Raw genomic sequence first — 13,844 nt, 5'->3', positions numbered from 1 at the left:
AATATAATGATAAAAATTGAAAATTTAACCTACATCTATCCATCAAATGATGAAAATGAGGGCCACAGGGCCATTGATGGACTAAATATTGACATCAACAAGGGTGACTTTGTTGCAATCCTAGGTCACAATGGCTCGGGTAAATCAACCCTTGGCAAACTAATTAATGCCCAGATACTTCCAAGTAGTGGAGACATATGGATAGATGATTTAAATGCAAAAGATGAAAATAAAATATGGGATGTGAGAAAAAAATGTTCTATGGTTTTCCAAAATCCCGACAACCAAATGGTAGCTACTACGGTTGAAGAAGAAGTAGCCTTTGGTGTAGAAAACTTACAAATACCAAACCCAGAGCTTAGGGAAAGAGTGGATTCGGCTATATCTCTAGTTAGGATGGATGACTATAAGAAGAGAAATCCTTCAACTCTATCTGGTGGTCAAAAGCAAAGAGTTTCTATAGCTGGGGTTATAGCCATGATGAGCGATTATATAATCTTTGACGAACCTACAGCTATGCTAGATCCTAAGGGTAGGAAAGATGTAATAAACTTAGTTCTTGAACTTAACAAGAACTATGGCAAAACAATCATATACATCACCCACTATATGGAAGAAGCTATCAAGGCTGATAAGATAATTGTCCTAGATAAGGGAAGGAAAGCTCTTGAGGGTTCGGCATTAGAAGTATTTTCCCAAGTTGAGACTATGAAAAAACTAGGACTCGCTGTTCCACAAGTGACAGAAGTTGCCTACAAACTACAGGAGAAAGGGGTAGATTTTGATAATCTACCTCTTAGTATTGAAGAATTTTTGGAGAGCATATGAATATTGAACTAAAGAATGTGGATTACATTTACAATGAGGGAGTAGTTGGAGAAGTATATGCTCTTAAAGATATCAATTTAGAGATTAAAAGCCACGAAATAATTGGCCTAATCGGACAAACTGGATCAGGGAAATCAACCTTGGTTCAGCTTTTAAATGGCCTTTTATTACCAAGCCATGGTGATGTTATTGTAGATGGTATAAACACCAAGGATAAGGATAAGAGGCGAGATGTACGTTTTAAGGTGGGTCTTGTTTTCCAATATCCAGAACACCAGCTATTTGAAGAATCAATAGCAAAGGACATAGCTTTTGGCCCTAAAAATATGAAATTATCTGAAGATGAGATTGATAGGCGAGTGAAAGTTGCTATGGAAAAGGTAGGACTTGACTATGAAACTTACAAGGATGTCTCACCTTTTGAAATATCAGGTGGCCAACAAAGAAGGGTTGCTGTAGCAGGGATAATCTCTATGAACCCAAAAGTTCTAGTCCTAGATGAACTTACTGCTGGCCTTGACCCAAAGGGACGCGAAGAAATTTTTAGCGAAATAATAAATATTTACAATAATGACCCAGAACTTACCATTGTTTTGGTTAGCCATTCTATGGAAGATGTGGCAGAATATGTGGACAGGGTTGTTGTTTTGAATAAGGGAGAGATGTTTAGCGATGCCTCAACCTATGATACCTTTACCAAGGCTGATCTTGAGAGCATAGGTTTAGACATACCACAAATTGCGAAATTTATGAGAGCCTACAAGGCAAAGGGTGAAGATGTCAGAGATGATATCTACACTATAGATGCAGCAGTTGCGGAGCTTTCTAGACACTTAGGAGTAAGCCATGAATAAAATAAGTATAGGTCAATATTTGCCCTTTGATACCTTCATTCATAGGCTAGATCCAAGGGTGAAAATAATAGGAGTTTTTCTATTTATAATCACCATATTTTTTGTAGATGATTTTATAACATTCATACCCTTTGTAGCCTTGCTAATTGCTATGCTAAGAGTTGCAAAAATTCCAATCAAAAGTGTAATTAGGTCCCTAAAACCCTTGTTATTTATCATGATTATTACTGGAATCATTAATTTATTTACAACACCAGGTAGGGTTATTGCAAATATTGGACCTTTGAATATCACTTATGAGGGCATATACAGAACTGCCTTTACACTACTTAGACTAATATTGATAATCTTATCAACATCTGTGCTAACATATACCACAAGCCCAATGGAATTAACCTATGGTTTAGAAAAACTATTCTCACCATTAAAACGCTTTGGCTTTCCAGCAGGAGAACTTGCAATGATGATTAGTATTTCTCTAAGATTCATTCCAACTTTATTTGATGAGGCCCAAAAAATTCGCTTGGCTCAGATGGCTAGAGGAGCAGATTTTGAGTCAGGCAACATTGTAAATAGGGCTGTTGCTATGATTCCACTACTTGTGCCACTATTTATAAACTCATTTAAAAGGTCTGATGAACTTGCCACAGCTATGGAAGCTCGTATGTATAGGATTGGCGAAGAGCGTACAAAATTAAACGAAATATATATGGATAGGACAGACTATACGACACTTTTCCTATTTATAGGATTTTGTATTATAATCATCGTCAAACGCTTCATATGATAAAGAATATTAGACTCAAAATTGCCTATGATGGAAGTGGTTTTCACGGATTTCAATCGCAAAATGACCATAGGAATGTGGAAGATGAAGTAAAGAAGGCCATCCACAAGGTCACTGGTGAAAATAATAGGATAATTGCTGCAGGAAGAACTGATGCAGGAGTTCATGCCAAGAGTCAATATGTAAATTTTCTTACAGCAAGTCCTATAAATCCTAATGCATTCAACTTTCACCTTGACCCCTATTTTCCAGATGATATCTTGGCCTTAGAGGCAGAGGAAGTTGATCTAGGCTTTCATGCTAGGTTTTCGGCTATAAATAAGACTTATAAATATGTAATCTACACAGGAAAAGTCATGCATCCTGTTTACAGAAAGTATATGGAGCATATAACCTATCCTCTGGATATATCAAAGATGGAAGAAGGACTTCTTGCCTTAAAGGGTGAGCACGATTTTAAAGCCTTTATGAGGGCTGATAAAAATCTAGAAATAAACACTATTAGGACAATTGACGATTGCTATCTAAGAGAAGATAAAAATAAGATTGAAATTTATTTTACAGCCAATAGCTTTTTGCACAACCAAGTGAGAATCATGTGTGGAAGCCTTGTAGAGCTTGGCCGAAATAAGCTTTCAATTGACGATTTAAAAGCTTATTTTGAAAATGGCAAGAAAGCAAACCCAACATTAAATCCCCAGGGCTTATATTTATGGAGCATAAATTATGACTGATACAAATAAGGAAAAAATAAATAGCAAAAGGGAACTTAAGGCCTTATCTTTAATTCTATTTGTTATAGTTGGATTTTCTTTCATTACTAAAGATAGGCTTATAATTTTTGCGATTCTTGCAAGTCTTATTTTATTGATTGTTGGGGCATATATAAGGGAAAATAATTTGAAAATATCAAAGGCTATTTATTACCTAGTAATTTCATTTTATAATATAGCTAGTATCTTTTCTCTTCTAGAATATTTTAAGGGACAAGAGTCTCTAACAAAGATTGAAAAATATATATTTAAGCCCTTTATAATAAATGATAAAATAGACATAAGATACATAGGCTGGATACTAATTTTGACAACTTTCCTATTTATCCTTGAAAATATGAAGAAGAATCCTAACGAGGGAAACAATGACAGATAATATAAACGAAGAAAATAAATATCAAGAAGACGAACTTGAAGAAGAAGTTGAAGAAGTTGAAGTTAAGACGAAAAAGCCAAGAAAGGCACGAAAAAAACATATGACTAGGAAGACAAAGAGAGATATTTTAATTGTCGGCCTAGTCGCTATAGTAGCCTTACTAGCTCTCTACTACTTTAATAATCACCAAGCAGCCAAAAATAAGGATTTTCAGACAAGTGAAGTTATTGACGAGAATTCTTATACAGGGTCAAATATCATGAGAGTCGACTTAAACCAAGTCAACAAAATCAACATAGATCTTAAGACTGCTGATGTTAGAATTCAAAAGTCCACAACAAATCCATACATAGAATACACCCACCTTTATAAGGGTGAAGAAGATATCTATACTGTTGATGTATCCTATGAAAATGGAGTCTTAAACCTTAAGAGCAACATCCAAGGCAAGGAATTGAATATGAAAAACAAAATCCAAATTGTTAGGATTTTCTTGCCAAATGACAAGCCAATAGAAGAAATTAAGGCTAAAATTGGGGCTGGTGATGTGAAAATCACCGACCTAGAGGTCAAAGATTTGGATTTGAATGTAAAAAGCGGTCATATAACTTTTGACAATTCTTTCTTTGGAGGCTTTGTAACAAATGAAGCTGGTGATATCATTCTTACTAATACAGAGCTGATGAATACCAAACTTGCAACAAATGCTGGAGATATAAGCATAGAAGAGGGCAAGATAGGTGCTAGATCTGATTTTTCAACCCAAAGTGGGGATATTATAATCAAATCAACTGACACCATTGATAATTATAATATCAAAGCAAATCTTGAAGTTGGCAACTTTATCTTGGGCAATGTTTCTTATAGAAATATCAAGAATGGTTTTGCAAGAGATAATAAGGCCAAAAAAGAGATCACCCTAAAGACTAGAGTAGGCGATATAATCTTTAACAAAGGCGAGGGTGCAATACTTGATGAAGAAGAATATATAACCAACAAGTCAAACAAAGAGGAAAAAGAAGAATCTAAATACGATTATATAAATGTCGAAGACGATGAAGAAGCCACAGACGAAGAAAATGTAGATGATGGCAGTCAAACCGATACGACAGATGAAAATATAGATGAAGAACAAAGTGAAGGTGAAGAAAATAATAATTAGGTTCCTAGGGGCTTAATTATTTTTTTTAGCATTATGGAAAATATATACCAAACATTAAAAAAATATTTTGGGTACGAATCTTTTAGAGATGGCCAAGAAGAAATAATTACAAATATCCTTGAAAAGAAGGATGTTCTTGGAGTCTTGCCAACTGGAGGAGGTAAGTCTATTTGCTACCAATTACCTGCCTTACTCATGGACGGTCTTACCCTAGTTATATCTCCCTTGATATCTCTTATGAAAGATCAGGTAGATTCTTTAGTCGAGGATGGGATAAGTGCCAAATTTATCAACTCAAGCCAAACATTTGAAGAATACAAAGATACCTTGTCTCTTGTGAAAGCCGGTAAGGTCAAAATCTTATATATTTCTCCAGAAAGACTTGAAAATGAGTACTTTATAGAATTTTTAAAGGACATAGATGTATCATTAATAGCTGTTGATGAAGCTCATTGTATAAGCCAATGGGGCCACGATTTTAGACCGTCTTATAAGCTAATACCAATGATCTACCAGCATTTGCCAGACATACCAAAGGCTGCTTTTACGGCGACTGCAACTAAGGAAGTCAGAGAAGATATCATAGAAAATCTAAAACTAGAAGATCCTTTCGTCAAAGTTACAGGATTTGACAGGGAAAATCTTACATTTTTGGTAGAAAAACCAAAAGATAAGCTTAGATTTCTCAAAGATTATCTACTAAATCACAAGGAAGATTCTGGAATAATTTACGCAGGAACTCGCAAAAAAGTAGATGAAGTATACAAGTTTATTAAAAAGCTTGGTTTGGATGTCTCAAAGTACCACGCAGGCCTTGCAGAAAAAACCAGGATAAAAAGTCAGGATGATTTTATCTATGAGAGAAAAAAGATAATAGTTGCCACCAATGCCTTTGGTATGGGCATTGATAAGAGCAATGTCAGATATGTCATCCACTACAATATGCCCAAGGATATGGAATCCTATTACCAAGAAGCTGGTCGTGCGGGCCGAGATGGGGAAGCTAGCGATTGTATACTTTTGTACAATTCCCAAGATATAATCCTAAACAAATTTTTGATTAATCAAAGTTACAATCCACGCTTTAAGGCTTACCAATTAGAAAAACTTCAAGTTATCATAAATTATGTAAATACTACTAACTGTCTGAGAGCTTTTATCTTAAATTATTTTGGCCAAGAAGCTCGTGAAACTTGCGATAATTGTTCTAATTGCCTAGGCGAGGTCAAGAGAGAAGATGCAACTATAGATAGTCAAAAAGTCTTATCATGTATATATAGACTTGACCAAAGATATGGGCAAAAGACTGTCATTGATTGTCTCAAGGGATCAAAAAACAAAAATTCTAGGGAGAAAAATCTAAATAAAGTGTCAACCTATGGGTTGATGAAAGAAGAGGATGAGAAGTACATCAGAGACCTCATAGGAACCCTAGTAGCAGATGGCTATATAAGAGTAAGTGGCAACACTTATCCGATATTAAAGCTTACCGAAAAATCAAAAGATGTACTCTTTGACGAGAAAAAAATCTTTGTAAATCAAAGTAAGAAAGAGCCTATCAAAGAAAAAGTTACTAGTAGCCTGGACTCATATGACGATAAATTATTTAACCACCTAAAGAAAGTAAGGCTAGACCTATCAAAGCAAAGAAATGTCCCACCATTTATAATATTTTCTGATGCTTCCCTAAAAGATATGGCAACCTACAAGCCGACAAGTGAAGAAAAATTTTTGCAAATCAAGGGAGTGGGAGATAAGAAGCTTATTCAGTACGGAGATATATTTATAGCAGAAATCAATGAATTTATGGTGAGAAATAGGTAAATTTGACTTAAGAAAAATTGAAAATATTTTAAAAAGATTTATAATATACTTATAAGGCTAGGGGTGCAAAATGCTGAGATGTCTTTAAGGCAAACCCTTTAAACTTGATGCGGATAAAACCGACGTAAGGAAGCAAGATTGATTCTTAAACCTAGGCTTATTGCCTAGGATTTTTTATTTTGGGAGTAAATATGAGAGGTTCTATAGCTATCCAGGTCTTACCTGATACAAATCGCGATGATGTTTTTAACAAGGTAGACAAGGTGATTGAATATATAGCCAGTACTGGCCTAGACTATGAAGTTTCTGCCTTTGAAACAAGTGTTGATGGTGAATTTGATGAGCTTATGGAAATAATAAAAAAAGCCCACGAGCTTATGCTAGAAGAAGACATGAATGGTGTAAATTGTTACATCAAAACAAGTTTTAGAAAAGATGGAGATGGTTGGTCCATTGAAGACAAAACAAAGAAATATAGGAAATAAGCTAATACCCATATCCTTATTTATAATCCTAGTTATCGTATGGGAATATATTGTGGCCACTGGCAGGGTAGAAAGATATATTTTGCCAGCTCCAAGTGATATTGTTGAGGTCTTGGCCAAAGAGAGTCAGGTTTTATTTGACCACAGCCGAGTCACTATCAAAGAAACCTTACTGGGGCTTATGATAGGGGTAGGGATTGGATTTATTCTTGCCATACTTATGGATAGGTTCAAATTTGTAAGAGCTGCCTTTTATCCATTTATAGTTTTATCTCAAACTATACCAACGGTTGCTATTGCACCAATTCTAGTCATCTGGTTTGGATATGAGATGCTACCAAAGGTAATTTTGATAGTGCTAACAACTTTCTATCCTATAGCTATGGGTGTTTATGATGCCCTCCAGCAAATTGACAAAGATTACTTGGTATTGCTCGATAGTATGAAAGCTAGTAGCTTAGATAAATATAAGTATGCAAAGATACCGATGATTGGCCCAAACTTTTTCTCATCCCTAAAGATTTCTAGCTCCTATGCAGTGATTGCAGCTGTTGTTTCAGAGTGGCTGGGAGGCTTTATGGGACTAGGAGTTTATATGACCAGGGTAAGAAAGGCCTATGCCCTGGACAAGATGTTTGCGGTAATAATAATTACATCACTATTAAGTATGGTTTTAGTTGGAATTGTCACAATAATTGAAAGATCCATTTTGAAATGGAATTATGTAAATGAAAAGGAATAAAATTATGCAAAAAAAGATTATATCAGGAGTGCTCGCACTACTAATGACTCTTACTGCTTGTGGAAATAACCAAGAAGCAGCAAAAAGTACAGAAACAGAAGAAAAAAATCAAGAAGCTAGCACAGAAAATAAGACAGAAGAAGTTGTAGAAGAAGAAAAAGACCCTGAATCAAAGGAACTTAAAAAAGTTACAGTAGTCCTAGACTACACACCAAATACCAACCACACAGGTCTTTATGTTGCAAAAGACAAAGGCTTTTATGAAGAAAAAGGCTTTGATGTAGAAATCGTTCAACCACCAGAAGATGGGGCAGAAGCACTAGTAGCATCAGGCAAGGCTGACTTTGGTGTATCCTACCAAGATTCCTTGGCAAATGTATTGGCAGGAGATGCAAAGATGCCAATAACAGCAATTGCGGCAATCATCCAACACAATACATCAGGTATTATGTCAAGAAAAGGTGAGGGAATAGATAGACCAAAAGGACTTGAGGGCAAGAGATACTCAACTTGGAACTCTCCAGTAGAACAAAATACAATCAAAAAAGTAATGGAAGTAGACGGCGGAGACTTTGACAAATTACAAATGATACCAGCAAGCCAACTTGATGAAGTTGCAGCCCTTCGTGAAGATCAAACAGATGCTATTTGGATTTTTGAAGGCTGGGGCAAGGTAAATGCTGACGTCCAAGATTATCCAGTAGATTATTGGAACTTCAAAGACATAGATGATACTTTTGACTTCTATACACCAGTTTTAATTGCAAACAATGATTTAATAGCAAATGAAAAAGACTATGTAAAAGACTTTGTAGAAGCGACTAAAAAAGGCTATGAATTTGCTATCGACAATCCTAAAGAAGCAGCAGACATCTTGCTTGCCAATGATGATTCTCTAGGAAAAGATATAATCTATGCTTCCCAAGAATTTTTGAGCAAGGAATACAAAAAAGATACTGACAAATGGGGCATCTTTGATAAGGATAGATGGGCAAAATACTACACTTGGTTAAACGACAATGACCTAGTAGAAGAAAAACTTGATGTAAATGCTGGATTTACTAACGAATTTGTAGAATGAATGTACTAAAATTAGAAGATATTTATAAAAGTTTTGGCGAAAAAGATGTGCTAAATGGCATATCTTTTTCTGTCGAAAAGGGAGAAATCCTTGGCCTGCTAGGAGTAAGTGGCAGCGGCAAATCTACAGTTTTCAATATAATATCTGGAAATATTAAGCCAAATAAAGGCAAGGTTTTTATAGATGGCAAGGAAACAACAGGAGAAACTGGACATGTTTCCTATATGCTACAAAAAGATTTGCTCTTTGATCATATGAAGGTAGTGGACAATGCTGCCCTTGCCCTTAGGATTAAAGGCATGGACAAAAAGAAAGCAAGAGAGACTGCAAGTTCTTATTTTAAAGAATTTGGCCTAGAAAATCAAGAAGATAAATATCCTAGAGAGCTTTCTGGTGGTATGAGGCAAAGAGTGGCCTTGCTTAGGACCTACCTAAACAAAGAGCCAATCATCTTGCTAGACGAGCCTTTCTCAGCCCTTGATAAACTCACCAAAGATAAGCTGCACAATTGGTTTTTGGATATAATAAAAAAATACCAAATGACTGGCATATTCATAAGTCATGACATAGACGAAGCAATTTATCTTTCTGACAGGATATTAATATTAAAAACTGATGGCAAACTTCATGACCAAGTTGTAATCAAAGAAAAAAATAGAGACGAGAGTTTCAAGCTTTCAGATGAGTTTTTAAACTACAAAAGAGAAATTGCAAAAAAACTAGAAAATTCATAAACGAAAATCAGGGCATATATAAGAAACCCCAAAGTCCGTATTTCGGATTTTGGGGTTAAATTCAATAGCTCTGGTTTTTATTTCTCTTCCTTATCTTCAATTTCTTTCTTGGAAGTTTCTTGCATTTCCTTTATTAATTCATTTACTCTTTTCTTATTTAATCTTGAAAGGCCATTTCTTTCGCTGTCGAACAGATCGTCAATAGCCTTCTTACCAGCTTCATCTTCCATTACTTCAGTACTCTTGGCTTGCAGAATTGCCCTTGGCAAAAACCCATTCCTGCACGAGTTCTACGTTTTACAGCATCGAGAGTTTCAACAGGAATACCACGATTCATAGCATCGCGAATGGTAGCTTCACTTACTTGTTCACAACGACAGACAATCCTATCTGGAATGGTTAATATTATATTTCTATAATGTAAAACGTTTATTCATAATTTAATTATAGATTTTAAAAAAAAACTAAAAAATTCGATTTACATTATAAATTAGTTGAGAAGATATTATTACATAAATGCCATCTTACAACAACATAATTTTATAAAATTGTAATTAGGTTATAAATTTTTATAAAAAAATCAATTTTATGTTGACAACGTTTTTCTTTTAGGATACAATAAGTTTAAATTAGTTAATTAACTTAATTTATTAAAGAAAGGTATAGAAATGAATAACGAAATAATTTATCTGCCTGTAGGTGTTGGTACATTTGATATGAAAGTGGCAGACGAGGATTTTAAAAGGTCAGTTAATAACTTATCCACCTGTTGTAATGTTATTGTTCCTGATTCACCACTACTTTCTATAACAGATTTAGCTAAATTTTTGGAAGGAAAATCACCAGATTTAGTTATATTCCAAAATTTAACATTTGCTAATTCTGATTATATGCAAGAAGTGGTAAAAAAAACTAGTTGTCCAATTTTGATATGGACTTTGAAAGAGAGATATGTTGATGGCGGAAGACTTAGACTTAACTCATTAACAGGAGCTTATTCTGCTTCAAATCTACTATATATGTTGGATAAAAAAGAAAAATTTTATATATATGCTGAAAGTTCAGATAAAAAAGTATCAGAATTAGTTGAGAAGATAGATAAGGCAATTACTACGGTCAAGGAATTAAATAAGCTAAATATTGCCACTGTAGGATTTAATCCAGATGGTTTTGGATTTGGACAAGCTCTTTCAGTCGACTTATTAAAGACTTTTGGTGCAAACCTTAAACAAGTGGAAGTGCGTGAGCTAATGGAGCGAGCAGAATCATATAAAGATGATGAATATAGAGATATATTTGATGCTGCAAATGTCGATTTAAAAAAATATAAATTTTTAGAAAGCAAACAAATTGATAAATCAGCTAGACTTTATAAAGCTTATAAAGATTATATTACTGAAAACAATATTGGAGCATTGGCATCAAGGTGCTGGCCAGATTATTTTGTTAGATATGAGGCGCCTGTTTGTGGAATATTGAGTGTTCTAAATGACCAACTTATAGCAGCAGCATGTGAGGGTGATGTATACGGAGCTTTGTCAATGTTTATTGGTAATAAGTTATCTGATAAGCAGCTTTTCTTTGGAGATCCGGTACACATAGACAATGAAGAAAATCTTATATATTTCTGGCATTGTGGAATGGGAGCTTGTTCATTAGCTGCTAATGATAATAATGTTGGTGTACATCCAAATAGAAAAATGGGACCTACGATGGAATTTGTATCAAAACCAAGTCCTGAGGCAACCATTTTCAGAGTTGGAAGAACATCTGATGGTGAATTTAGATTTTTCATATCTAAGGGCTCTGTTATAGAAAAAGAAAAACCATTTTTAGGTACAAGTTCTATAGTAAAATTGGAAAGCCCAATAAAGAGTTGGATAGAGGAGTCAGTAAATGATGGACGGGAACCACATTTTACTGTAATTTATAAAGATGTAGTTGAAGAATTAAAGATTTTATCAAAATTACTAGGAATTAATTATTACGAATATTAGGAGAATATAATGAAATATTTTTTAGACAGTGCAAAATTAGATGAAATAAAATATGCTTATGAAAATTATGGAATTGATGGAGTTACTACAAACCCTAGACACATTATGAATTCAGGTTTATCTTTTTATAAAGTTTTAGAAGGATTATCTAATTGGGTAAAGGAAGAGAATCTAAATGGTTATAAAAAATTTCCTATTTCAGTAGAGATAGATCCATCATTAATAGATTCAAAAGATATGATTGAAATGGCAAGAGAAGTTAGTAATATATGTGAAAATTTCGTTATAAAGATTCCTTGTAATGAGCAAGGTCTCATTGCTAGTAGAAAGCTTGAGGAAGAAGGCATAAGAACTAATGTAACTTTAGTATTTTCACCATCACAAGCACTTAATGCGGCAAGGTGCAAAGCTTTATTTGTATCTCCTTTTATTGGTTGGAAGGAACAAAATGGAGAAGATTGCAAGAAATACATTGAAGATATAGTAAATATTTATAAAAATTATGAATACTATAAAAACACTCAAATTATATGTGCTGCAGTGAGAAATCCAAAGCAAATAGTAGACTGTGCGTTAGCAGGTGCAGATATTGTTACTGCTGGATTAGGTGTATTTAAAGATTCATTTGAACATTCCTATACAGATTCAGGGCTTAAAAAGTTTATAGATGCGTGGAATAATACAGATACTGAAAAGGAGATATTGAAATGAAAATTGGATTTATTGGACTAGGAATAATGGGAGAATCAATGAGTAAAAGAATCATTGATTTACATGATGATGAAGTTTTTATATTCGATATAAATGAGGATAAAATAAAACAATTAGAAAAAGAAGGAGGCAAAGCTTGTACTAGCTCCAAAGAGTTAGCTAATAAATCGGACATTATTATAACTATGGTTCCAACTGCTAAACATAGTAAGGAGATTTGTTCGGAAATTATTGATGAATTAGAAGACAGTAAAATTTGGATTGATATGTCAACTATATCACCTATTGAATCAAGAGAGATTGCAAAAGAAGTTGAGTTAAAAGGTGCAAAATTTGCAGATGCCCCTGTAGTAAAATCTAAACAAGCAGCTATTGATGGACAACTAGGTATATATGTGGGATCATCTGAAGAAACATTTAACAAAATTAAACCAATATTATCATACATGGGTTCCAATATCATAAGAATGGGAGAGCATGGAAATGGACTTGTTATGAAAATATGTCATAACGCTTTAGTTGCTCAAATACAAAACGGAGTAAATGAAACATTGTCATTAGCTAGCCTTATGAACATATCCGTAGATGATTTTGTCACTGCAATTTCATATGGTGGGGGCGACAATTTCTATCTATCATCTAAAGCAGATAATATAAAAAATGAATCTTATAATACAGCATTTTCTATAGAAAATATGAATAAAGATGTTAATATTTGTTTGGATTTGGCTGATAAATATGAGTTTAATATGCCAGGCGTAAAAGTAGCTCATGAAGTATATAAAAATGCTATGGATAATGGATTTGAGAAAGATGATTTCTCAAAAACCTATGAAATAGTAAGGAAACACTAATGAGATACATTAGTAAAAATGAAATAAAACTAGTAACTGATTCTTCATTTAATAAATATGGAAGAGTTATAGATTGTAATTTTCATGAAATCATAGATTACCTAGATAATCACACAACTATTCCGGATGAAGGAAATCAATATGTAGCTAGTGACAATGGTTTTGAAAATCTTAATTGTTATAAAGAGATATCTGAAAAGTATTATGGTTGTCAAGATATACAATTCGGATACTGTAATGGAAAAAACAATCGATTGAATGCTTTAGAGTACCATTCTAGTAATGAAATTAATGTAGCGGCCACAGATTTAATCTTGTTATTAGGTGATGTTAGAGACATTGAATCAAATACCTATAAAACTAATAAAGTTGAAGCATTTTTACTTAAAAGAGGTCAAGGGATAGAGATATTTACAACGACTTTACATTTTTCTCCTATAAGAACAAATGAAGAAGGGTTTAAATGTGCAGTCTTTTTGCCTAGATTTACAAATAATGATATTAACTTTAGTGGAAACGATTTACTATTTAAAAATAATAAATGGATACTAACCCACCCTGAGAACGAGAAACTAATGAATATAGGAGTAAAAGGGCGATTAATTGGGGAAAATATTGAATATAAAGAGGAATGAA

General features: G+C 33.8%; 15 protein-coding genes, 1 pseudogene and 1 riboswitch. Of the genes and pseudogenes, 15 read left to right on the top strand and 1 reads right to left on the bottom strand.

The window, feature by feature from the left end; genetic code table 11:
• The first annotated feature begins 6 nt into the window (after positions 1-6).
• From QNH69_RS00865 to QNH69_RS00815, 11 genes are all read left to right on the top strand, one after another.
• Positions 7-828 (top strand): energy-coupling factor transporter ATPase, encoded by an 822-nt coding sequence (locus tag QNH69_RS00865; protein WP_282928759.1) that lies wholly within the window; start codon positions 7-9, stop codon positions 826-828.
• Positions 825-1,682, top strand: a complete 858-nt coding sequence (locus QNH69_RS00860; protein ID WP_282928758.1) for an energy-coupling factor transporter ATPase — start codon at positions 825-827, stop codon at positions 1,680-1,682. Before QNH69_RS00865 ends, QNH69_RS00860 begins: the two co-directional genes overlap by 4 nt.
• Positions 1,675-2,469, top strand: a complete 795-nt coding sequence (locus QNH69_RS00855) for an energy-coupling factor transporter transmembrane component T (protein WP_282928757.1) — start codon at positions 1,675-1,677, stop codon at positions 2,467-2,469. The genes QNH69_RS00860 and QNH69_RS00855 overlap by 8 nt, the downstream gene beginning before the upstream one ends.
• A complete protein-coding gene (gene truA / locus QNH69_RS00850) occupies positions 2,466-3,203 on the top strand; it encodes a tRNA pseudouridine(38-40) synthase TruA (RefSeq protein ID WP_282928756.1) in 738 nt (245 codons plus the stop codon). Before QNH69_RS00855 ends, truA begins: the two co-directional genes overlap by 4 nt.
• Positions 3,196-3,618 carry a hypothetical protein gene (locus tag QNH69_RS00845; protein WP_282928755.1) on the top strand — a complete coding sequence of 141 codons (423 nt, stop codon included), beginning with the start codon at positions 3,196-3,198 and terminating at the stop codon, positions 3,616-3,618. Before truA ends, QNH69_RS00845 begins: the two co-directional genes overlap by 8 nt.
• Complete coding sequence (locus tag QNH69_RS00840; protein WP_282928754.1) at positions 3,608-4,780, top strand: DUF4097 family beta strand repeat-containing protein; 1,173 nt, start codon at positions 3,608-3,610, stop codon at positions 4,778-4,780. The genes QNH69_RS00845 and QNH69_RS00840 overlap by 11 nt, the downstream gene beginning before the upstream one ends.
• 33 nt (positions 4,781-4,813) lie before the next feature.
• Positions 4,814-6,604 carry a DNA helicase RecQ gene (gene recQ, locus QNH69_RS00835; RefSeq protein WP_282928753.1) on the top strand — a complete coding sequence of 597 codons (1,791 nt, stop codon included), beginning with the start codon at positions 4,814-4,816 and terminating at the stop codon, positions 6,602-6,604.
• 49 nt (positions 6,605-6,653) lie between these two features.
• Positions 6,654-6,752, top strand: a riboswitch (TPP riboswitch).
• Between the two features lie 43 nt (positions 6,753-6,795).
• Entirely contained in the window at positions 6,796-7,089 is a 294-nt protein-coding gene (locus QNH69_RS00830) for a thiamine-binding protein (protein ID WP_282928752.1), read from the top strand.
• On the top strand, positions 7,058-7,831 hold the full coding sequence (locus QNH69_RS00825; protein ID WP_282928751.1) for an ABC transporter permease: 774 nt from the start codon (positions 7,058-7,060) through the stop codon (positions 7,829-7,831). The genes QNH69_RS00830 and QNH69_RS00825 overlap by 32 nt, the downstream gene beginning before the upstream one ends.
• A 4-nt stretch (positions 7,832-7,835) precedes the next feature.
• Complete coding sequence (locus QNH69_RS00820; protein ID WP_282928750.1) at positions 7,836-8,912, top strand: ABC transporter substrate-binding protein; 1,077 nt, start codon at positions 7,836-7,838, stop codon at positions 8,910-8,912.
• Positions 8,909-9,646 (top strand): ABC transporter ATP-binding protein, encoded by a 738-nt coding sequence (locus QNH69_RS00815; RefSeq protein ID WP_282928749.1) that lies wholly within the window; start codon positions 8,909-8,911, stop codon positions 9,644-9,646. The genes QNH69_RS00820 and QNH69_RS00815 overlap by 4 nt, the downstream gene beginning before the upstream one ends.
• 77 nt (positions 9,647-9,723) lie before the next feature.
• On the opposite strand, the pseudogene QNH69_RS00810 reads toward QNH69_RS00815, so the two are convergent.
• Positions 9,724-10,040: pseudogene (locus QNH69_RS00810) on the bottom strand ((2Fe-2S)-binding protein); the annotation flags it as partial.
• Positions 10,041-10,314: 274 nt separating this feature from the next.
• Here QNH69_RS00810 and QNH69_RS00805 point away from each other — a divergent pair.
• From QNH69_RS00805 to QNH69_RS00790, 4 genes are read left to right on the top strand one after another with little or no spacing between them, the layout of a single operon-like run.
• Positions 10,315-11,643 (top strand): hypothetical protein, encoded by a 1,329-nt coding sequence (locus QNH69_RS00805; protein WP_282928748.1) that lies wholly within the window; start codon positions 10,315-10,317, stop codon positions 11,641-11,643.
• Positions 11,644-11,652: 9 nt separating this feature from the next.
• On the top strand, positions 11,653-12,354 hold the full coding sequence (locus QNH69_RS00800; RefSeq protein ID WP_282928747.1) for a transaldolase family protein: 702 nt from the start codon (positions 11,653-11,655) through the stop codon (positions 12,352-12,354).
• Positions 12,351-13,208: an NAD(P)-dependent oxidoreductase gene (locus tag QNH69_RS00795; RefSeq protein WP_282928746.1), complete on the top strand. Its 858-nt coding sequence runs from the start codon at positions 12,351-12,353 to the stop codon at positions 13,206-13,208. Before QNH69_RS00800 ends, QNH69_RS00795 begins: the two co-directional genes overlap by 4 nt.
• The gene (locus QNH69_RS00790; protein WP_282928745.1) at positions 13,208-13,843 is read left to right on the top strand and encodes a DUF4867 family protein; all 636 of its coding nucleotides are present in this window, start codon (positions 13,208-13,210) and stop codon (positions 13,841-13,843) included. Before QNH69_RS00795 ends, QNH69_RS00790 begins: the two co-directional genes overlap by 1 nt.
• The last annotated feature ends 1 nt before the right edge of the window (position 13,844 follow it).

The sequence above is a fragment of the Anaerococcus sp. Marseille-Q7828 genome (assembly GCF_949769285.1).
Taxonomy (GTDB): domain Bacteria; phylum Bacillota; class Clostridia; order Tissierellales; family Peptoniphilaceae; genus Anaerococcus.
The sequence above is the reverse complement of the archived record's forward strand: the minus strand, read 5'-3'. Positions and strand labels throughout refer to the sequence as shown.